A 20,635-nucleotide genomic window follows, 5' to 3' on the forward strand; every position below is an offset into this window, starting at 1 on the left:
GCATTCAGAGGACTAAATGCGGGGGTGGGTCAGGCGTCGAAGTCCACGGTGACGGCGTCGGAGATCGGCACCGACTGGCAGGTGAGCACGAAACCGGCGTCGACTTCGGCCTTCTCCAGCGCGAAGTTGCGCCGCATGTCCACCTTGCCGTCGCAGATCTTCGCCCGGCAGGTGCCGCACACCCCGCCCTTGCAGGCGAACGGCAGATCCGGACGGAACTTCTGCGCGCCGTCGAGCAGCGAGGAGCTGCGCGGCAGCGTCATCGTCGTCGACCGGCCGTCGAGGACCAGCGTGACCTCGCTGGACGCCCCGACGACGGCCGGATCGATGTGGTGCACCGGCTCCGGCGGAGTGTCCACATAGAACAGCTCCTGATGGACGCGATCGTCGGCGACGTCCAGCGAGCGCAGCAGTTCCTGCGCGCCGGTCACCATCTCGAACGGCCCGCACAGCCACCAGTGCGCGACGTCCTCGACCGGGATCAGCACGGTGCACAGGCGCCGCAGCTTCTCCGCGTCGAGCCGCCCGGTGAACAGTTCCGCCTCGCGCGGCTCGCGGGAGAGCACGTGGACGAGTTCGAGCCGCGCTGGATAGCGGTCCTTCAGATCCGCGAGGTCGTCGGCGAACATGACGGTGTCCGTGCGGCGGTTGCCGTAGAGCACGGTCACCGTCGCGTCGGAGTCGCTGAGCAGCGAAGACGCGATCGACAACACCGGCGTGATCCCGGATCCGGCAGCGATCAGCACGTGATGCCCAGGAACGTTCAGGTCCGGGGTGAAGCCGCCGGTCGGCGGCGCGACCTCGATCTCGTCGCCGGGCTTCACGTCGCGCACGAGCCACGACGAGAACAGCCCACCCGGCACCTCCCGGACGCCGACCCGCGGCGCCGCGCCGGCGGGCGCGCAGATCGAGTACGAACGGCGCTCGTCGCGGCCGTCGATCTCACGGCGCAGGGTCAGCGACTGGCCCGGCTTGAAGCGAAAGGTGTCCGCGAGACCTTCGGGAACGTCGAAGGTCACCGCGACGGCGTCGTCGCACAGGCGCTGGACGTCGGACACCTTGAGGGTGTGGAAACCCGTGCGGCGCAGGGTCGCTGTCACTAGATCTCCTTGACGTGTTCGAACGGTTCGAGGCAGAACCGGCAGCGGCGCAGGGCCTTGCACGCCGTCGCGCTGAACCGGGACTGCTCCTCGGTGTCCGCGGAACCGCAATGCGGGCAGCGCACGGACGACACCGGCGGGCTCAGCGTGAGCGGGATCGGTCCGGTCCGCCGCGGCGCGGCCCCCGGCGGAGCGATGCCCGCTTCGGCCAGTTTCCGTTTGCCGTCCTCGGTGATCCAGTCGGTGGACCATGCGGGCTGCAGCACCGTCCGGACCTCGACCTCGCCGTACCCCGCGCCGGTCAGCGCGTGCACGAGGTCGTCGCGCATGGTGTCCATCGCCGGGCAGCCGGTGTAGGTCGGGGTGATCGCTACGACCACCCGTCCGTCCTCTTCGGACACTTCACGCAGGACGCCGAGGTCGGCGAGGGTGAGCATCGGCAGTTCCGGATCGGTGACCGTGGCCGCCACGGCGTACGCGGTCACCATGTCGCGTCCGGATGTTCCCTGGCGACACTCTGCAGGGTCGCCAGCAGGTAGCCCATCCGCTCGGTGTGCACGCCGTCGCGGCCCATCCGGCCGGAAACCCCGGCGAGGGCGCCGATTTCGGGCCGCGTCAGCTTCGCGACGGCCAGCACCTGGTCCAGGATCGCGTCGAACTCGGACCGCAGCGACGGCGACTCGACGAACTCGGCCTCGTGCGCCACGAACAACTCGTCGACGTACGGCCAGACCGCGTCCAGGCCCTCCTGCATCCGCTCATGCGACAGCTCGGTGCCGTCCCCGAGCCGCACGGCCCACTGGGCGGCGTAGTCGCGGTGGTACGCGACTTCCTTGACACCCTTGTCCGCGATGGCCGCCAGGACCGGATCGACACTGGTCTGCAACCGCTGCAACAAGGCGAGCCGCCAGATCGAGAACACCAGCAGCCGCGCGATCAGATGCCCGAAGTGCCCACCGTCGAGTTCGGCCAGGCGGACGTTGCGGTATTCCTGCTCGCTCCGGAAGAAGGCGTACGAGTCCTCCGTGCGGTCGCTGCCGTCGGCCTTGCCAGCACGGGCGAGCAGCAGCCGCGCCTGCCCCAGCAGATCGAGCGCGATGTTCGCGATCGCGACCTCGTCCTCGAGTTCGGGCGCGTTCGTGCACCACTCCTGCAGCCGGTGCGAGAAGATCAGCGCGTCGTCGCCGAGCATCAGGCAGTAGGCCGCGAGCCGGTCACCGTCCACACCGGACGGGATCGTCGTGTCCACACCGGACAGCGGATCCTCGAACCCGGTGCCGAAGGCCCAGCGGGAGTCGTTCTCCTCGGTGATCGCCTCGTAGGCGTTGTCGAAGCTCATGTCAGATATGCGGAACGTTGTCGGGGATGTCGTAGAACGTCGGGTGCCGGTACACCTTGTCGCCGCTGGGCGCGAAGAACGGATCCTTCTCGTCCGGCGAGGACGCCGTGATGTCCGACGCGCGCACGACCCAGATCGACACGCCCTCGTTGCGGCGGGTGTAGAGATCCCGCGCGTGGTGCAACGCCATGTCGTCGTCCGCAGCGTGCAGCGATCCCACGTGCACGTGGTTCAGGCCGCGCTTGCCCCGGACGAACACCTCGTACAACGGCCAGTCGTGCTTCATCACGAACCCTTCTTCGCTGCGTGCGCCGAGGCGGCTTCCCGCACCCACGCGCCGTCTTCCTGGGCCCGCCGCCGATGCGCGATGCGCTGGGCGTTGCAGGGGCCATTGCCCTTCAACACGTTCTTGAACTCGTCCCAGTCGACGGCGCCGAAGTCGTAGTGCCCGCGTTCGGGGTTCCACTTCAGGTCCGGGTCCGGGAAGGTGACGCCCAGCGCCTCGGCCTGCGGAATGGACATGTCGACAAAGCGCTGGCGCAGCTCGTCGTTGGTGTGCCGTTTGACCTTCCACGCCATCGACTGCGCGGTGTTCGGCGAATCCGCGTCCGGCGGGCCGAACATCATCAGCGACGGCCACCACCAGCGGTTCACCGCCTCCTGCACCATCTCCCGCTGCTTCTCCGTGCCGCGCATCATCGTCATCAGCAGCTCGAAACCCTGCCGCTGATGGAAGGACTCCTCCTTGCAGATGCGGATCATGGCGCGCGCGTACGGCCCGTACGAGCTGCGGCACAGGGGAACCTGGTTGCAGATCGCCGCGCCGTCGACCAGCCAGCCGATCACGCCGACGTCGGCGAAGGTCAGCGTCGGGTAGTTGAAGATCGACGAATACTTCTGCCTGCCGTTGATCAGCTTGTCGGTCAGATCCGCGCGGTCGGCACCGAGCGTGGCCGCCGCCGAGTACAGATACAACCCGTGCCCGGCCTCGTCCTGCACCTTCGCGAGCAGGATCGCCTTGCGCCGCAACGAAGGCGCGCGGGTGATCCAGTTGCCTTCGGGCTGCATGCCGATGATCTCCGAATGCGCGTGCTGCGCGATCTGCCGGATCATCGTCTTGCGGTAGCCCTCGGGCACCCAGTCACGCGGCTCGATGCGCTGATCGCGCTCGATGGTCGCCTCGAAGTGCCGTTCGAGATCTTCCTCAGGCAGCGTGGCCGTCATGACTGCTCCTTGGCGACGAGCGTCAGCACGTCGTACTTGGCGACCGAGTCGCCGTCGGCGTTGGTCACGTCGGCGTCCCAGCGGACCTCCCCGTACTCCTGGTCGATCCGCGGGGTGATCTGCTTCGCGGTCAAGGTCACGGTCAACGAGTCGCCGACCTTGACCGGGGTGAGGAACCGCAGGTTCTCCAGGCCGTAGTTGGCCAGCACCGGGCCGGGCTCCGGCGAGACGAACAGGCCGGCCGCGAACGAGACCACGAGGTACCCGTGCGCCACGATCCCGCCGAACAGCGGGTTCGCCGCGGCGGCCTCGGGATCGGTGTGGGCGTAGAAGGTGTCGCCGGTGAACTCGGCGAAGTGGTCGACGTCTTCCTGGGTGACGGTGCGTGGGCCGGCGACGACGGAGTCACCGATCTTCAGCTCCGCCAACGACTTCCGGAAGGGGTGGACGTCGCCCTCTGTCCTCGGTGCGCCCGTAACCCAGCGGCCGGTGACCGTGCTCAGGACGGCGGGCGAACCCTGGACCGCCGTGCGCTGCATGTGGTGCAGCACGCCGCGGACGCCGCCCATCTCCTCGCCGCCGCCGGCGCGGCCGGGGCCGCCGTGCACCAGCTGCGGCATCGGCGAGCCGTGGCCGGTGGACTCCTTGGCGTCTTCGGCGTCGAGCACCAGCAGACGGCCGTGGTACGGCGCGACACCGAGGACGACCTCGCGCACGAACTCCTGGTCCGCGGAGACGACGGAACCCACGAGGCTGCCGCCACCGCGTGCGGCGAGCTCGATGACCTGTTCGGTGGACGTGTAGGGCAGCAGCGTCGACACCGGGCCGAACGCCTCGACCTCGTGCGGCTCGGAGCGCTCCGGGTCGGCCTTCAGCAGCACCGGCGAGATGAACGCTCCGCGTTCGGCGTCCGCGCCGACGACCTCGACCTGATCCGGGTCACCGAAGACGACCGTGCCGACGTCCAGCAGCGCCTTGAGCGACCGCCGGACCTCCTCGCGCTGCTCCAGACTGGCCAGGGCACCCATCCGCACACCTTCGGTGGCGGGGTTGCCGATGGTGACCTTCGCCAGCCGCGCGCTCGCGGCCTCGGCGACGTCGTCCACCAGGTCCGCGGGAACGAACGCGCGGCGGATGGCGGTGCACTTCTGGCCCGCCTTGACCGTCATCTCGGTGGTCAGCTGCTTGACGAAGAGATCGAACTCGGTGGTGCCGGGTTTGGCGTCCGGGCCGAGGATCGACAGGTTCAGCGAGTCGGCCTCGGCGTTGAAGCGGACGGAGTTGCGCACGATCGCCGGATGCGCGCGCAGCTTCTGCGCCGTCGACGCGGAGCCGGTGAAGGAGACGAGGTCCTGCGCGGTGACGTGGTCGAGCAGGTCGCCGACGCTGCCCGCGACGAACTGCAGCGTGCCCTCGGGCAGGATGCCGGACTCGATGATGATCTCGACCAGCCGCGCGGTGAGGTACGCGGTCTGGCTGGCGGGCTTGATCAGGCTCGGCACCCCGGCGAGGAACGCGGGCGCGAACTTCTCCAGCGGGCCCCAGACGGGGAAGTTGAACGCGTTGATCTGGACGGCGACACCGCGCAGCGGGACGGCGATGTGCTGGGCGACGAAGGTGCCGCCCTTGCTCAACGGCTCGACGTTGCCGTCGACGTGGACGGTGTCGTTCGGCAGTTCGCGCTTGCCCTTGCTGGAGTAGGCGAACAGCACGCCGATGCCGCCGTCGATGTCGACCATCGAGTCGCCCTTGGTCGCGCCCGTCCGCGCCGAGAGCGCGTACAGCTCCTCGCGGTGCTCGCGCAGATGAGAGGCCAGTGCCTTCAGCAGCGCGGCACGCTGGTGGAAGGTCAGCTCGCGCAGCGCGGGGCCGCCGACGCGGCGTCCGTACTCCAGTGCGGCGGCGAAGTCGATGCCCTCGGACGAAACCCGGGCGACCTCTTCGCCGGTCGAGGCGTCGTGCAGCGGTACTCCGTCACCTTCCGCCGTGTGCCACCCGCCGGAGACGTAGCTGCGCAGCAATGCCATGAGTCGACCCTTCACCATGGTGGGATTTACAGACCGTCCGTTCAGTAATTCACTCTAGCTCGTGACCGGGGTCTTGCAAACCCCCCGATGGCGGTGGACCCTTGACATCCGCGGGAAGGCGCGCCTTTACTTGCGGCACCCTTTAACAACCGTCCATTCGGTCAGTAACCAGGTGGTCTCGCATGACTGGCAACGCCGCGCACACGATGTTCGCCGACGACCAGGCGTCGAACGCGCTGGGCATCGAGCTGGTCGAGGCCGCCGAAGGGCGCGCCGTCGCCACCATGCGGATCACCGAAGCGATGGTCAACGGCCACGACATCGCCCATGGCGGCTACGTCTTCCTGCTGGCCGACACGACCTTCGCCTGCGCCTGCAACAGCCACGGCCCGGTGACCGTCGCTTCCGGCGCGGAGATCTCCTTCGTCACCGCCGGCAAACTCGGCGACCACCTCATCGCCACCGCCACGGAGCGGACCCGCTACGGCCGCAACGGCATCTACGACGTCACCGTGCACCGGGAGACCCCCGACGGGCCGGAGGTCGTCGCCGAATTCCGCGGCCGCAGCCGCACCATCGAGAAGGCACCCCAACGATGACTTTCAGCGACGACGCCGAGAACCTGACCATCGACGAACTCCAGGCGCTGCAACTGAAGCGTCTCCGGTGGACGCTGCGGCACGCCTACGACAACGTGCCGTTCTACACCAGGAAGTTCGACGAGGCGGGCGTTCACCCGGACGACTGCAAGGCGCTGGAAGACCTGGCGAAGTTCCCCTTCACCACCAAACAGGATCTGCGCGACAACTATCCGTTCGGCATGTTCGCCGTGCCGGAAGCGCAGGTCAGCCGCATCCACGCGTCCAGCGGGACCACCGGGAAACCGACCGTCGTCGGCTACACCGCCGAAGACATCGACACCTGGGCGACGGTGATGGCACGCTCGATCCGCGCGGCGGGCGGGCGTCCAGGCGACAAGGTCCACGTGGCCTACGGATACGGCCTGTTCACCGGCGGCCTCGGCGCGCACTACGGCGCCGAAAAGCTCGGCTGCACGGTGATCCCGGCGTCGGGCGGCATGACCGCGCGGCAGGTGCAGATCATCACCGACTTCAAACCCGAGATCATCATGGTCACCCCGTCGTACATGCTGACGCTGCTCGACGAGTTCGAGCGGCAGGGCATCGACCCGCAGACGAGTTCGCTCAAGGTCGGCATCTTCGGCGCCGAGCCGTGGACCGAGCAGATGCGCACAGAGATCGAGGACCGCGTCGGCATCGACGCGGTCGACATCTACGGCCTGTCCGAGGTGATGGGCCCCGGTGTCGCGCAGGAATGCGTCGAAACCAAGGACGGACTGCACATCTGGGAGGATCACTTCTTCCCCGAGGTGATCGACCCGTTCACCGAGAAACCGACCGACGCCGAGGGCGAACTGCTGTTCACCTCGCTCACCAAGCAGGCATTGCCGATCATCCGGTACCGCACGCGCGACCTGACCAGGCTGCTGCCGGGCACCGCGCGGCCGGCATACCGGCGGATGGAGAAGGTGACCGGGCGCAGCGATGACATGATCATCCTGCGTGGCGTCAACGTCTTCCCCACGCAGATCGAGGAAGTCGTGCTGGTGACCCCCGCGCTCGCGCCGCATTTCCAGCTGGTCCGATCGACGAAGGGCCGGATGGACCACCTGACGGTGCGCGTCGAAGCGCGCCCGGACGCGACGGCCGAGCAGCGCGCCGACGCCGCCGCCCGGCTGATCGCCGGCGTCAAGGACGGGGTCGGCGTGAGCGTCGGCGTCGAGGTCGTCGACCCGGACACGCTGGAACGGTCGCTGGGCAAGATGCGCCGCGTCCTCGACGAACGGGACCGCGGTTGAGCACCCCCGCCCGCCGGGGACGTCCCGGCTACGACCTCGAGTCGCTGCTGCAGGTCGCGGTCAAACTGTTCAACGAACGCGGCTACGACGGCACCAGCATGGAGGACCTCTCCCGCAAACTCGGCATCACGAAATCCGCGATCTACCACCACGTGCCGAGCAAGGAGGAGCTACTGCGGCTCGCCGTCGACCGCGCGCTGAACGGCCTGTTCGCCGTCGCCGCCGAGACGGAATCCTTCGAGGGCAAGGCGATCGAGAAGCTGGAGCACCTCGTGCGGGGCAGTGTCCTCGTACTGGTCGAGCAGCTGCCGTTCGTGACGCTGCTGCTGCGGGTGCGCGGCAACACCAAGATCGAACGGGCGGCGCTGGCGCGGCGGCGGGAATTCGACCGGCTCGTCACGGAACTGGTGAAACAGGCCGAGACCGAGGGCGACGTGCGGCCCGACATCGATCCCGCGGTCACCGCGCGGCTGCTGTACGGCATGGTGAACTCGTTGATCGAGTGGTACCGGCCGCGACGGGGTTCGGCCGGGACCGAACTGGCGGACGCGGTGTGCAAGATCGCCTTCGACGGCCTCCGGACCCAGTAGGCGTAACTCGCGTGTTCCGCCTTCGGCTACTCCCCCGCGGCCTTGGGCGGCCGGCGCGCCTGCCAGATCAGCGCGTCGCGCAACTGCTGGATGAGCTGTTCGTCGTCGGCCTCCGACGGATCGACCCCGAGCGGGATCCAGCGTTCGCCGACCTCGGCACCGTTCTCGAAACTGGTGATCACGATCCCCGCGTAGGAGACGGATTCCTCCCCGATGTCACCTTGGATCCGGACGTCACGATGCTGCAGCCGCACACTGACCCACCGTCCGGTACGGCGAACCGGCTCGCGTTCGGCACTGGCCATTCGTCCCTACTCATGACGCCCGGTCCCCCCGCCCCGAACGTCGCCTCGAAGGCCCCGGGGGTTACCGGCGGGTTGTTCCGAATGAGTAACGACAGGCGGTCGCGTGAAACGGGTTACGCTCGGCCCATGAGCACCGATCCGGAGATCCGGCGGCGCCGCCTCGAGCCGGCCGCCCGGCGCGCCGAGATCCTGACCGCGGCCCGGCGGCTGTTCGGCGCGGGCACGTACGCCTCGGTTTCGACCTCGGACATCGCGAAGGCCGCCGGGGTGGCCCGGCCGCTGATCAACCACTACTTCGGCGGCAAACGGGAGCTGTATCTGGAAGTCGTCCGGCAGATGATGATCGTCCCGGCGCCGGTGATCGAGAACCTGCCCGACACGAGCGCCGAAGAGCGGCTCGCGATCAGCGTCCAGCACTGGATCGAGGTCGTCGAGCGCAACGAGCAGGCGTGGCTGACGGCGATCGGCCCGGAGGCGGTGGGCCGCGACCCGGAGATCGAGCGGATCATGCTGGAGGCCGACGAGATCGCCGCCGATCGTGTGCTCGCGGCCGCGTTGATGAGCGACGTCACCGAAGGTCGCGAAGAACTCCGCGCGATGATCCGTTCGTACGGCGGGATGCTGCGCGCGGCGTCACGCGAATGGCTGATCCGTGGCACGCTCGGCCGCGACGAGCTGCGGGTCTTCCTCACCGACTCGATCCTGCACCTGCTTCGGGTCACCTACCCGGCCGTGCTCGCAACGCGTTCCGCCGGGCATAAGCCGCCGGCGTCATCCCCTTCCAGCGTTTGAAGGCGTAGATGAAACTCGACGCTTCGGCGTAGCCCAGCCGCAGCGCGACGTCCTCCACGCTGAGCGCGCCGGTGTCGAGCATTTCCTCCGCCAAGGCCTGACGGACCTCGTCGAGCAGCGTGCGGTAGCCGGTCCCGGCTTCGAACAGCCGTCTTCGCAGCGTGCGCGGGCTGAGCGCGAGCTGCCGCGCAACCTCGTCCATCCCCGCGTCGACGCCACCGAGTCGCACCAGCCGTTCCCGGACCTGCTGCGCGATCCCGGAGCGTTCCCGTCTCCGGGAGACCAGCAGATCGCATTGCGCGGCGCAGACCGCGACCGTCTGGTCGTTGGCCTGCGGCAACGGCTTGTCGAGGAAGAGCGGATCCAGGGTGGCGAGATGCGCCGGGGCGGAGAACGACGGCGCCAGGCCGAACGTCCGCACGTACTCGTACACTGTGGACGGACGCTCGTGCCGGAAGGCCAAGGAGCGCAGGGAGATGTCCGGCAGGATGTCGCGCATGACGGTGTGGATGGCGCCGAGGTCGCGCAGCACCAGGAACCGGGCGACATCGCCCGGCACGCGGCTGTCGTCCATGGCCAGCGCGAGCCGTCCGGCCTCGACGGTCACATGCGGGATGCAGAAGGTGAAACTCAGGTCGAGGTAGCGCAGGGCGAAGCGCATCGCGTCCCCCAGCGTCGGGCTGCTGATGCACGCGAAGCCGAAGATGCCGAACGCGCTGACGCGGTACCGCCTGCTCAGCCGCAGCGCGACGTCGTCCCCGGCGCCGAGCCCGCGGACCAGGGCCCGGACCACCGCGAGCTCCTGTCGCGCGTCGACCTGGCCGTCCACGGGGGCCTGCTCGTAGGACTCCAGCCCCGTGACACCGTTCTCGGCGGCGAAGCGGGCCATGAGCACGATGCTCGCCGTGCCGCGCGGGTAGTCCCAGTCCCGGATCACCGGCGGCGGTAGTTCCATGGCCGGGATTATGGATCCCGGCAACGCTCGGCGCATTGAGGACCGTAACTGTCCTTGATCCCGATTAGGGTGAGCGGCATGTCCGACACGTTGAGCAGGCGCGCGCTGAACCGCGCCATGCTGGACCGGCAGCTGCTGCTCCGGCGTTCGAAGATGACCGCGCTCGAAGCGGTCGAGCATCTGGCCGGGTTGCAGGCGCAGGCCCCGAACCCGCCGTACTTCGCGCTGTGGACCCGGCTGCACGGGTTCCGCCAGGAAGAGCTGGCGAACCTCTTGCTGACCAAGAGCGTCGTGCGGATCGCGCTCATGCGCGGCACGGTGCACCTGGTGAAACCGGCGGACGCGCTGGCCTGGCGGCCGATCGTGCAGCCCCTCTACGACCGTTCGGTGACCGGCAACACCCAGTTCGGCCCTGACATCAAGGACCTCGACCACCAGGAGATCGCCCGCACCGCCCGCAAACTGCTCGGCGAGCGGCCGCTTTCGTCGGCAGCCCTCGGCGCGGAACTGGCGAAGCATTGGGAGGGCGTGGCGCCGTCGTCGCTGGTGCACGTCGCGCGGGCGTTGCTGCCGCTGGTGCAGATCCCGCCGCGCGGCGTCTGGGGCAAGTCCGGGCAGCCGACGTATCAGACCACCGGGGACTGGCTGGGCGCCGAGCCGGACTCGGCGCCGTCCCCGGAAGCGATGTTCCGGCGTTATCTGGCCGCGTTCGGGCCGGCCAGTGTGCAGGACGCGCAGGCGTGGGCCGGGATCACGAAGCTCGGCGACGTCGCCGAGCGGCTGCGGACGGAACTGCGGACGTTCCGCGACGAGAACGGCCGCGAACTCTTCGACCTCGAAGACGCACCCCGCCCGGACCCGGACACCCCCGCGCCCGCCCGGCTGCTGGGTCCGTTCGACCAGACCGTCCTCTCCTACGCCGACCGCACGCGGGTGATCAGCGACGAGTACCGCAAGGTCGTCATCTCGCAGAACGGCCTGGTCAAGGGCACCATTCTGGTCGGCGGGCTCGTGAAGGGCTTCTGGGAGATCAAGACGGTGAAGAAGGCGGCTTCGGTGGTGATCACGCCCTTCGAGCGAGTCCCGAAGCGCGATCTGGACGCCCTCGAAAGCTCCGCCCACCGCCTCCTGGCTTGGGCGCACCCGAAGGCCGAGTCCCACTCGGTGCGTTTCGTCCTCTGAATGCGCTAGTTCGCACTACCAACTACCGCATTCAGAGGACGAAACGCGGGCAGGGGGTGGCCGGAAATCTCGATTGAGTGGCCGGTCGTGTACTTCCTAGCGGGGTGACCGCTGGGTAACTTCGATCGGCATGGGCGATACGAGCGTGCTGATCGTAGGGACGGGCTTCGGCGGGGTCGGGACGGCGATCGAGCTCAAACGCGCCGGATTCGACGACTTCACCATCCTGGAAAGCGCCGGCGAACCCGGCGGCGTCTGGCGGGAGAACACGTACCCCGGCGCCGGCTGTGACATCCCGTCGCCGCTGTATTCGTTCTCCTACGAGCCCAACCCCGACTGGCCGAAACGGTTCTCGCTGCAACCGGACATCCACGAATACCTCAAGCGCGTGGTGCGCCGCTACGGGCTCGAACCGCACATCCGGTTCGGCACTCGCGTCACCGCCGCGGCCTTCGACGAGGAGCGCGGGCTCTGGCGGGTCGAGACCGCGGGCGGCGAGACGTTCGAAGCGAACGTCTTCGTCCCCGCCGTCGGCCAGCTCTCGCGGCCCGTCCAACCGGACATCCCCGGCCAAGGAACCTTCGAGGGCGCCAGCTTCCACTCCGCGCACTGGGATCACGACGTCGACCTGCGCGGCAAGAAGGTCGCGGTGATCGGCACCGGCGCGAGCGCCATCCAGTTCGTGCCCGAAGTCCAGCGCCAGGCGGGCGAGCTGACGGTGTTCCAGCGGACCGCGCCCTACATCATGGCCAAACGGGACACCCGCTACCGGCGCTGGCAGCAGCGGCTGTTCCGGCATCTGCCTGCCACCCAGCTGCTCGGCAGGCTCCGGATCTTCCTCCTCGCCGAGTACGCGACCTATGCGATGACCAAATATCCGTTGCTGGCCAAGGTCTTCGAACTCCGGACGGCCCAGCTGCGGCGCCGTCACATCAAGGACAGGGCGCTGCGCGAGAAACTCACCCCGGACTATCCCCTGGGCTGCAAGCGGATCCTGTTCACCAACGAGTACCTGCCCGCGCTGGCGCAGCACAACGTCGCCGTCGAGACACGGCGGATCAGCGCGATCACACCGTCCGGCGTGCTCACGGAAGACGGAGTCGAACACGAAGCCGACGTCATCGTCTACGGGACCGGTTTCGCGGCGACCGACTTCCTCGGCGAACTGAAGGTGGAGGGCCTCGGCGGACGGGCGCTGTCCGACGCGTGGAAAGGCGGGGCGCGGGCGTACCTCGGCATGACCGTGCCCGGGTTCCCGAACCTGTTCTGCGTCTACGGGCCCAACACGAACCTCGGCGCGGGCTCCATCATCTACATGATCGAACGGCAGGCCCGCTACATCCGGCAAGCCGTCGAGCACCTCGCCAAACCGGAAGTGTCGTATATGGACGTCATACCGGAGGTCGAGCGGAAGTACGACGAGGAGATCCAGCGACGCCTCGGGCGCAGTGTCTGGACGGCCTGCGCCAGCTGGTACCGCCAGGAGAACGGCCGCGTGAGCACGAACTGGCCGGGTCTGGTGACCGAGTACGACCGGCGGACGAGGAAGCTCGACCTCGGCGACTACCGGACGGCGGGCGCGCGATGAACTATGACGTGCTGGTGATCGGCTCCGGTTTCGGCGGCAGCGTGACCGCGTTGCGGCTCACCGAGAAGGGATACCGCGTCGGCGTGCTGGAAACCGGCCGCCGGTTCGCCGACGACGAGTTCGCGAAAACCTCGTGGCGGCTGCGGAAGTACCTGTGGGCCCCGAAACTGGGCTGCTACGGCATCCAGCGGCTCACACTGCTGAAGAACACCTTCGTACTGAGCGGCGCGGGCGTCGGCGGTGGGTCGCTCGTCTACGCGAACACGCTCTACGAACCCCCGGACACCTTCTACGAAGACCCGCAGTGGGCGCACATCACCGACTGGAAGGCCGAGCTCGCCCCGCATTACGACCAGGCGAAACGGATGCTGGGCGTGGTGGAGAACCCGCTGGTCACGCCGGCCGACCGCGTGCTGCGCGAGGTCGCCGAAGACATGGGCATCGCGGACACCTACCGGCCGACGCCGGTCGGCGTCCATTTCGGCAAGCGCGACGTCGACCCGTTCTTCGGCGGTGAGGGCCCGCCGCGAAAGCCGTGCACGCACTGCGGCGAGTGCATGACCGGCTGCCGGGTGGGCGCGAAGAACACGACCGTCAAGAACTACCTGTACCTGGCGGAGAAGGCGGGCGCGGAGGTCCATCCGCTGACCACCGCCGTGTCGGTCCGGCCGATCGATGGCGGATACGCGGTCGACACCGTCCGGACAGGACGTTGGGTACGCAAGCGCAAGCGGACCTTCACCGCCTCCGAAGTCGTGTTCGCCGCCGCTTCCCTGGGCACGCAACGACTTCTGCATTCGCTGAAGGACTCGGGCACGCTGCCGAACCTGTCACCGCGTCTCGGCTTGCTCGCCAGGACGAACTCCGAGGCCGTGCTCGCCGCGCGTTCCTTGCGCAAGGACACGGACTTCACCCGCGGCGTCGCGATCACGTCGTCGATCCATCCCGACGCCGTCACGCACGTCGAGCCGGTGCGCTACGGCAAGGGCAGCAACTTCATGGGCCTGCTGACGACGGTGCTCGTCGACGCCGAGCCGGGAAAACGCAGGTGGGTGCTGGGCGCGCGGGAACTGTGGCGGAACCGGCGGCAGCTGCTGCGGCTGCACAACCCGCGACGGTGGTCGGAGCGGATGGTCGGGCTGCTGGTGATGCAGACGCTGAACAATTCCGTTACCACGTATACGAAAAGCGGGCTCTTCGGCCGCCGGATGACCACGAAACAGGGCATCGGCGAGCCGAACCCGGAGTGGATCCCGGCCGGGCACGAGGTCACGCGGCGGGTGGCGGACAAGATCGGCGGGCTGGCGCAGGGCGCGTGGACGGATCTGGCGAACATCCCGATCACGGGGCATTTCATCGGCGGCTGCGCGATCGGCGACAGCGCCGAGACCGGCGTCGTCGACCCGTACCAGCGCGTGCACGGTCATCCCGGGCTGCATATCGCGGACGGTTCGGCGATCTCGGCGAATCTCGGGGTGAACCCGTCGCTCACCATCACCGCGCAGGCGGAGCGCGCGATGTCGTTGTGGCCCAACAAAGGCGAGGCCGACCCGCGGCCGCCGCTCGGCTCCCCCTACCGGCGCCTGTCCCCTGTCGCCCCGCTGAAGCCCGTCGTCCCTCCGGAGGCCCCGGCCGCCCTCCGGCTCCCCCTCACCCCGCTCTGACCTCACGCGTTTAGTCCTCTGGATGCGGTAGTTCGCAGGGCGAACTACCGCATCCAGAGGACTAAACGCGTAAGGGGGAAGAAGTGGAAAGGGCGGGTGCCGCCGCCCGCGCGACGTCGGCACCCGCCCCGGTCTAGCGGATCGTCACGGGAGGCCTGCCAGGCCCGCGCTCACCGTGTTCGACCACGCGTAGCCCTGCGAGGCGTCCCAGTTGATCGACCAGGTCATCGCGCCCCGGATCGCCGGGTACGTCGTCGAAGGCTTGAACGAACCGCAGTTCGTGCCCTTCGCCAGGCAGTTCAGCGCGTTGACCGTGTTGCCGGGCGCCTGGTAGCCGCCGCCCGCGGCCGAGCCGGAGGCGGGCAGGCCGAGCCCGACCTGGTCGGCGCGCAGACCGCTCTGCAGCTGGATGCAGGCCAGTGCGGTGAGGAAGTCGACCGTGCCCTGCGAGTAGACCTTCTGGTCGCAGCCGAGCATCGTGCCGCTGTTGTAGTACTGCATGTTGACGATCGTCAGGATGTCCTTGACGTTCAGCGCCAGCTTGAAGTACTCCGCCGCCGGGCTCTGCATGTCGATCGTCTGCGGCGCCATGGTGATGATCGAGCCGCCCGCCGCGTGGATGCTGCGCAGCGCCTGCGCCATGTAGGTCGCGTTGACGCCGTTCTCCAGGTCGATGTCGACGCCGTCGAAGCCGTAGGTCGCGATGAGCGACTTCATGCTGTTGGAGAAGTTCGTGGCCGCGGCCGCGGAATCGACGCGAATCGTGCCCTTCTCGCCGCCGACGGACAGGATGACCTTCTGCCCGCGCGCCTGCGCCGTCTTGATGTCGGCCTTGAACTGCGCGTCGGTGTAGCCACCCAGCTGGCTCGACAGCCCGGAGTCGAGGGTGAAGCTGACCGCGCCCGGCGTGGCCGTCGCGTCGGCGAAGGACACCGCGATGATGTTGTACTTCGTCGGGACGTCGGCGAGCTTGAGCGCCTTCGCGCCGTTGTAGAAGTTCTGCCAGTAGCCGGTGATCACGTGCTTCGGCAGGTTCCCGGTCGGCGGGGTGCTCGTCGTGGTCGTCGGCGGGTTCGACGTGGTGGTCGTCGGGGTCGTGGGCGTGGTCGGCGTGGTGGGGGTCGTCGTCGGCGAGCCGCCGGGGCCGTCGAGGTTCACGTCGTCGGCGAAGTACGCGGGCTGGCCGTACCAGCCGTGCAGGTAGATCTCGACGCTCGTGGTGGACGCGCCGGTGGTGAAGCTCAGCGAGAGCTGCGACCAGCTGCCGCCACCCGGGGTCCAGGTGTTCTTGTCACCCGTCCCGGTGCCGGTGACACCCAGGTAGGTGTAGCTGCCCTGCACCCACGCCGAAAGCGTGTACTCGGTGTTGGCCTTCACCGCCACGCTCTGCGAGCAGCGGGCGTTGTCCTGCCCCGCCGGGGTGGCGCTGAGCGCGCGAGTGCCCGAGTGGACCGGCGTGGTGACCACCGCGTTCGCGCCGGTGCAGGTCCAGCCGCTCGTGGTGCCTAGTTCGAAGCCCGGATTGGTCAGGATGTTGGCGGCCGAGGCGCTGCCCGAGACCGCGAAAGTCACCCCCAGGCACACGGCCAGTGACGACAGCAGGGCGAGGAACGCGTGTTTCGGCTTCACTTTCACGACTGGCCTCCACGAACGGGTGATGTCGGCCACATCAAAATGGTACAGACCAATACAACTGTCAAGGGTTCGGTTAGAGGAGGCCATACGAAAGTCGGCTCGGCACGAGCGGCAGAATGCAGGGTCCGAGAGCACCCGAGGGCGGAATCAGGAGCGTGGGAGTGAGCGTGCAGGGCCTGCAGACAGTCGAGCAGAAGATCGCCGAAGAACTCGGTGTGCGCGAAGGGCAGGTCAAGGCGGCCGTCGACCTGCTGGACGGCGGATCGACCGTGCCGTTCATCGCCCGGTACCGCAAAGAGGTCACCGGGATGCTGGACGACACCCAGCTCCGCACCCTCGAAGAACGCCTCCGCTACCTGCGGGAACTCGGCGAGCGCAAGGTCGCGGTGCTGGAGTCGATCCGCAGCCAGGGCAAGCTGGACGAGGCGCTGGAAGCGTCGATCATGGCGGCGGACACCAAGTCCCGCCTCGAGGACATCTACCTGCCGTACAAGCCCAAGCGGCGGACGAAGGCGATGATCGCCCGCGAGGCCGGCCTGGAGCCGCTCGCCGACGGGCTGCTGAGCGACCCGAACACCGATCCGCAGGCCGCCGCCGCGGTGTTCGTCGACGCCGACAAGGGTGTCGCGGACGCGCAGGCCGCACTGGACGGCGCCCGCGCGATCCTCGTCGAACGCTTCGCCGAGGACGCCGACCTGATCGGCGAACTGCGGGAGAAGATGTGGGCGGAAGGCCGTCTGGCCTCGAAGGTCCGTGACGGCAAGGCCGAAGAGGGCGCGAAGTTCTCCGACTACTTCGAGTTCTCCGAGCCCTACACGAAGCTTCCTTCGCACCGGATCCTCGCGATGTTCCGCGGTGAGAAGGAGGAGATCCTCGACCTCACCATGGAGTCGGAGGAGCCCTCCGAGGAACCGCGTACCGGGCCGACCGAGTACGAGAACCGCATCGCCCACAAGTTCGGCATCTCGAACGAAGGACGGCCGGCCGACAAGTGGCTCGGCGACACCGTCCGCTGGGCGTGGCGGACGAAGATCCTGCTGCACCTGGGCATCGACCTGCGGATGCGGCTGCGCCAGTCGGCCGAGGACGACGCCGTCCGCGTGTTCGCCGCGAACCTGCGGGACCTGCTGCTCGCCGCCCCGGCGGGCACGCGCGCCACGATGGGCCTCGACCCGGGCTTCCGCACCGGCGTCAAGGTCGCCGTCGTCGACGCGACCGGCAAGGTCGTCGACACCCACGTGATCTACCCGCACCAGCCCGCGAACAAATGGGACCAGTCGATCGCCGAACTCGCCGCGCTGTGCGCCCGGCACAAGGTGGACCTGATCTCGATCGGCAACGGCACCGCGTCTCGCGAGACCGACAAACTGGCGGGCGAGCTGATCAAGAAGCACCCGGAACTGAAGCTGACGAAGGCCGTCGTCTCCGAGGCGGGCGCGTCGGTCTACTCGGCGTCGGCGTTCGCTTCACAGGAACTGCCGGGCATGGACGTCTCGCTGCGCGGCGCGGTCTCCATCGCGCGGCGGCTTCAGGACCCGCTGGCGGAACTGGTGAAGATCGACCCGAAGTCGATCGGCGTCGGGCAGTACCAGCACGACCTGTCGGAGATCTCGCTGTCGCGTTCACTCGACGCGGTGGTCGAAGACTGTGTGAACGCCGTCGGTGTCGACGTCAACACCGCGTCCGCCCCGCTGCTGACCCGCGTCTCGGGCATCACGACGACCCTGGCGGAGAACATCGTCGCGCACCGCGACGAGAACGGTCCGTTCAAGACGCGGAGCGGGCTCAAGGAGGTCGCACGGCTCGGCCCCAAGGCCTTCGAGCAGTGCGCGGGCTTCCTCCGGATCCCGGACGGCGACGACCCGCTCGACTCGTCCTCGGTGCACCCGGAGGCCTACCCGGTGGTGCGGCGGATCCTGTCCTCGACCGGCACGGACATCCGCTCGCTCATCGGCAACTCGCGGACACTGCAGGCGCTGAAGCCCACGGAGTTCGTCGACGACACCTTCGGTCTGCCGACGGTGACCGACATCCTCGCCGAACTCGAAAAGCCGGGCCGCGACCCGCGACCGGCGTTCAAGACCGCGACCTTCGCCGACGGCGTCGAGAAGATCGGCGACCTCAAGCCGGGCATGCGGCTGGAAGGCGTCGTGACGAACGTGGCCGCGTTCGGCGCGTTCATCGACGTCGGCGTGCACCAGGACGGGCTCGCGCACGTCTCCGCGCTGTCGAAGAACTTCGTCAAGGACCCGCGTGAGGTCGTCAAGCCCGGCGACATCGTCAAGGTGAAGGTCCTGGAGGTCGACGTGCCGCGCAAGCGGATCTCGCTGACCCTGCGGCTGGACGACGAGCCCGGCCGTCCCGCCCGCGAGCAGGGCGGTGGCGGTGGTCGTGACCGCGGCCAGGGCGGTCAGCGCCAAGGCGGCGGTCAGCGTGGCGGTCAGGGCGGACGCGGTGGCGGCCGGGACCGCGGCGGCAACTCCGGTGGCGGCGGCGCCATGGCGGACGCGCTCCGGAAGGCCGGCTTCGGCAAGTAGGGCTCAGAAGTCCGTGAAGGCCTCCTTCCTTACCCTGAGAGTAGGGAAGGAGGCCTTCACGGATCTTTACGGGTTCATGGCGTAAGCACCGGAGAGGTCCCGCACCAGCGACCACACGTGATCGAAGCGCGCCGCGTCGACGACCGGCTTCCGGATCGAGGCCAGCGCGAGGGCCTGCTGCGCGTCGGTCGAGGACGACTTCCCGTGCAGATCGATCGCGGTGAGGCTGAAGTCCTGTACCAGGATGGCGAAGATCTGGTCGACGACCTCGGTCTCGATCCCGGTGATCTCGGCCTGCTCCAGCACCAGCTGCCCGTAGACGACCAGCGTGAACAGCTCGGTCAGCGCGAGACCGAAGTCGATGTCCTGCTGCTGCGCCTCGTCCGGCGCGGCTTCGGTGAACAGCTTCACCAGCGCGTCGGCCTGCTCGGTGAACCGCGCGACGTTCGGGATCGCGGACGCCTTGGCGTACGCCTCACGCCAGTCGTGGAACCGCACCTTCGACAGGCCGCGCGCGGGGCCTTGGCGGAACAGGAACTCGTCGTCGGCCGCGTCGGAACGGGTCGGCACCGGCTCGTAGGCCTGCGGCGCGAACAGGTACGCGGGCACGAACTTCGCGATCAGCGCGAGGTTCACCGCCACCGTGCCTTCCAGCTTCGGCAGGCCGTCGATGTCGTTCTTGGCCATCGCGAGGTAGGTGTCGGCCTCGAATCCCTTGGCCGCCACCACATCCGCGACCAGGCCGATGACCTTCTGCGCCTCGGTGGTCACCTTCATCTTGGTGATCGGGTTGAACAGCAGGTACCGGCGGTCGTCCGCGTTCGCGCTGCGGAAGTAGTCCACGGCACGGTCGGAGAACAGCTTCATCGCGACGAGCCGCGCGTACGCCTCGACGAATTCCCGGCGCACGTGCGGGAATTCGGTGACCTTCTTGCCGTAGAGCACCCGGTTGTGCGCGTGCGTGATCGCCTCGTACAGCGAATGCGTCGACATCCCGATGCCGCCGAAGCACAGGTTGAACTTGCCGATGTTGACCGTGTTCAGCGCCGCGGAGAACGCGTCGGCGCCGACGTGCAGAATGTCCTCTTCGGACACCGGGTAGTCGTTCAGCTCGAACTCGGCGACGTACATCTGCGACGGCACGACGTTCTTCACCACGCGGTAGTTCGGGTGTTCCGAGTCCGCGTAGAAGAACACGTACTGGTCCGGGCCCTCGACACCGTCGATGCGGCCGAACACGGACACGGTTCGGGCGCAGTTGCCGTTGCCGATGTAGTACTTCGACCCGTTCGCGCGGTAGCCGCCCTTGCCGTCCGGGGTGAGCACGAGGTCCGACGAGTAGATGTCGGCCCCATGCTCCTTTTCGGACAGTCCGAACGCGGCGACGCCGCCGGCCGCGAGCGAGTCCGCCGCGCGTTTGCGGGCGGCCTCGTTCGCGCTCTGCCACACCGGGCCCAGGCCGAGGATGGTGACCTGCCACGGATACCAGTAGTTCAAGCCATAAAAGCCGAGGATTTCCGACAGGGCCGCGACCCGCGCGGTGTCCCACCGTTTGTCGGGATTCCCCTCGGCGTTGGCGCCAGGAGTGAGGAACGTGGAGAACAGGCCTTCCTTGCCCGCGAACTCGATGAAGTCCGCGTAGAAGGTCCGGTCGTGGTAGTCCTCGACGAGCTTGCGCTTGCCACGCTGTTCGAACCACTCGATGGTGGCACGCAGCAGGCGACGCGTCTCCGGGTCGAACTGCCGTGGGTCGTACCCACCCGGGTTCAGCAACAACGCGGTCGCCTTTTCGCTCATGGTCACTCCTGGTCAGCCGAA

18 protein-coding genes are annotated in these 20,635 nt (G+C 68.3%); 8 read left to right on the forward strand and 10 right to left on the reverse strand.

The annotated features are described in order from the left end of the window. Nucleotides 1-29: 29 nt before the first annotated feature. From paaE to paaZ, 6 genes are read right to left on the reverse strand one after another with little or no spacing between them, the layout of a single operon-like run. Nucleotides 30-1,100, reverse strand: a complete 1,071-nt coding sequence (paaE, locus tag AC069H_RS34185) for a 1,2-phenylacetyl-CoA epoxidase subunit PaaE (RefSeq protein ID WP_478235086.1) — start codon at nucleotides 1,098-1,100, stop codon at nucleotides 30-32. After that, complete coding sequence (gene paaD, locus AC069H_RS34190; protein ID WP_034323161.1) at nucleotides 1,100-1,588, reverse strand: 1,2-phenylacetyl-CoA epoxidase subunit PaaD; 489 nt, start codon at nucleotides 1,586-1,588, stop codon at nucleotides 1,100-1,102. Before paaD ends, paaE begins: the two co-directional genes overlap by 1 nt. Further along, a complete protein-coding gene (paaC, locus tag AC069H_RS34195; protein ID WP_478226553.1) occupies nucleotides 1,582-2,439 on the reverse strand; it encodes a 1,2-phenylacetyl-CoA epoxidase subunit PaaC in 858 nt (285 codons plus the stop codon). Before paaC ends, paaD begins: the two co-directional genes overlap by 7 nt. A 1-nt stretch (nucleotide 2,440) precedes the next feature. After that, entirely contained in the window at nucleotides 2,441-2,725 is a 285-nt protein-coding gene (gene paaB / locus AC069H_RS34200; protein WP_005168080.1) for a 1,2-phenylacetyl-CoA epoxidase subunit PaaB, read from the reverse strand. After that, nucleotides 2,725-3,663: a 1,2-phenylacetyl-CoA epoxidase subunit PaaA gene (paaA, locus tag AC069H_RS34205; protein WP_478226554.1), complete on the reverse strand. Its 939-nt coding sequence runs from the start codon at nucleotides 3,661-3,663 to the stop codon at nucleotides 2,725-2,727. Before paaA ends, paaB begins: the two co-directional genes overlap by 1 nt. Then, nucleotides 3,660-5,690 carry a phenylacetic acid degradation bifunctional protein PaaZ gene (gene paaZ / locus AC069H_RS34210; RefSeq protein WP_478235087.1) on the reverse strand — a complete coding sequence of 677 codons (2,031 nt, stop codon included), beginning with the start codon at nucleotides 5,688-5,690 and terminating at the stop codon, nucleotides 3,660-3,662. The genes paaA and paaZ overlap by 4 nt, the downstream gene beginning before the upstream one ends. A 206-nt stretch (nucleotides 5,691-5,896) precedes the next feature. Here paaZ and paaI point away from each other — a divergent pair, with 206 nt between their 5' ends. Genes paaI through AC069H_RS34225 form a run of 3 tightly spaced genes read left to right on the forward strand, consistent with a single transcriptional unit; the run spans nucleotide 5,897 to nucleotide 8,159 of the window. Then, on the forward strand, nucleotides 5,897-6,289 hold the full coding sequence (gene paaI, locus AC069H_RS34215) for a hydroxyphenylacetyl-CoA thioesterase PaaI (protein WP_478235148.1): 393 nt from the start codon (nucleotides 5,897-5,899) through the stop codon (nucleotides 6,287-6,289). Further along, entirely contained in the window at nucleotides 6,286-7,569 is a 1,284-nt protein-coding gene (gene paaK / locus AC069H_RS34220) for a phenylacetate--CoA ligase PaaK (RefSeq protein WP_478235088.1), read from the forward strand. Before paaI ends, paaK begins: the two co-directional genes overlap by 4 nt. Continuing rightward, nucleotides 7,566-8,159, forward strand: a complete 594-nt coding sequence (locus AC069H_RS34225; protein ID WP_126737382.1) for a TetR/AcrR family transcriptional regulator — start codon at nucleotides 7,566-7,568, stop codon at nucleotides 8,157-8,159. Before paaK ends, AC069H_RS34225 begins: the two co-directional genes overlap by 4 nt. Nucleotides 8,160-8,185: 26 nt before the next feature. Here the strand turns inward: AC069H_RS34225 and AC069H_RS34230 are convergent, their stop codons facing one another. Beyond that, nucleotides 8,186-8,464: a hypothetical protein gene (locus AC069H_RS34230; protein WP_340685074.1), complete on the reverse strand. Its 279-nt coding sequence runs from the start codon at nucleotides 8,462-8,464 to the stop codon at nucleotides 8,186-8,188. A 126-nt stretch (nucleotides 8,465-8,590) separates the two neighbouring features. On the opposite strand from AC069H_RS34230, the gene AC069H_RS34235 reads away from it, so the two are divergent. Next, nucleotides 8,591-9,256 carry a TetR/AcrR family transcriptional regulator gene (locus AC069H_RS34235; protein ID WP_478235089.1) on the forward strand — a complete coding sequence of 222 codons (666 nt, stop codon included), beginning with the start codon at nucleotides 8,591-8,593 and terminating at the stop codon, nucleotides 9,254-9,256. Here the strand turns inward: AC069H_RS34235 and AC069H_RS34240 are convergent. Next, a complete protein-coding gene (locus AC069H_RS34240; protein WP_478226557.1) occupies nucleotides 9,183-10,211 on the reverse strand; it encodes an AraC family transcriptional regulator in 1,029 nt (342 codons plus the stop codon). The genes AC069H_RS34235 and AC069H_RS34240 overlap by 74 nt on opposite strands. A 78-nt stretch (nucleotides 10,212-10,289) precedes the next feature. Here AC069H_RS34240 and AC069H_RS34245 point away from each other — a divergent pair, with 78 nt between their 5' ends. The 3 genes from AC069H_RS34245 to AC069H_RS34255 all read left to right on the forward strand — a co-directional run bounded on the left by AC069H_RS34245 (nucleotide 10,290) and on the right by AC069H_RS34255 (nucleotide 14,645). Beyond that, nucleotides 10,290-11,393 carry a winged helix DNA-binding domain-containing protein gene (locus AC069H_RS34245; RefSeq protein WP_478235090.1) on the forward strand — a complete coding sequence of 368 codons (1,104 nt, stop codon included), beginning with the start codon at nucleotides 10,290-10,292 and terminating at the stop codon, nucleotides 11,391-11,393. A gap of 130 nt (nucleotides 11,394-11,523) precedes the next feature. Next, nucleotides 11,524-12,981 (forward strand): flavin-containing monooxygenase, encoded by a 1,458-nt coding sequence (locus AC069H_RS34250; RefSeq protein WP_478235091.1) that lies wholly within the window; start codon nucleotides 11,524-11,526, stop codon nucleotides 12,979-12,981. Then, entirely contained in the window at nucleotides 12,978-14,645 is a 1,668-nt protein-coding gene (locus AC069H_RS34255) for a GMC oxidoreductase (RefSeq protein WP_478235092.1), read from the forward strand. Before AC069H_RS34250 ends, AC069H_RS34255 begins: the two co-directional genes overlap by 4 nt. 144 nt (nucleotides 14,646-14,789) lie before the next feature. On the opposite strand, the gene AC069H_RS34260 is transcribed toward AC069H_RS34255, so the two are convergent. Continuing rightward, nucleotides 14,790-16,280 (reverse strand): chitinase, encoded by a 1,491-nt coding sequence (locus tag AC069H_RS34260; protein WP_478235093.1) that lies wholly within the window; start codon nucleotides 16,278-16,280, stop codon nucleotides 14,790-14,792. Between the two features lie 161 nt (nucleotides 16,281-16,441). Between AC069H_RS34260 and AC069H_RS34265 the strand changes: the two genes are divergently transcribed. After that, nucleotides 16,442-18,817 carry a Tex family protein gene (locus AC069H_RS34265; protein WP_478235094.1) on the forward strand — a complete coding sequence of 792 codons (2,376 nt, stop codon included), beginning with the start codon at nucleotides 16,442-16,444 and terminating at the stop codon, nucleotides 18,815-18,817. Nucleotides 18,818-18,883: 66 nt separating this feature from the next. On the opposite strand, the gene AC069H_RS34270 is transcribed toward AC069H_RS34265, so the two are convergent. Next, nucleotides 18,884-20,614: an acyl-CoA dehydrogenase gene (locus AC069H_RS34270; protein ID WP_478235095.1), complete on the reverse strand. Its 1,731-nt coding sequence runs from the start codon at nucleotides 20,612-20,614 to the stop codon at nucleotides 18,884-18,886. Between the last annotated feature and the right edge of the window lie 21 nt (nucleotides 20,615-20,635).

This window comes from Amycolatopsis sp. NPDC043887 (genome assembly GCF_056435665.1).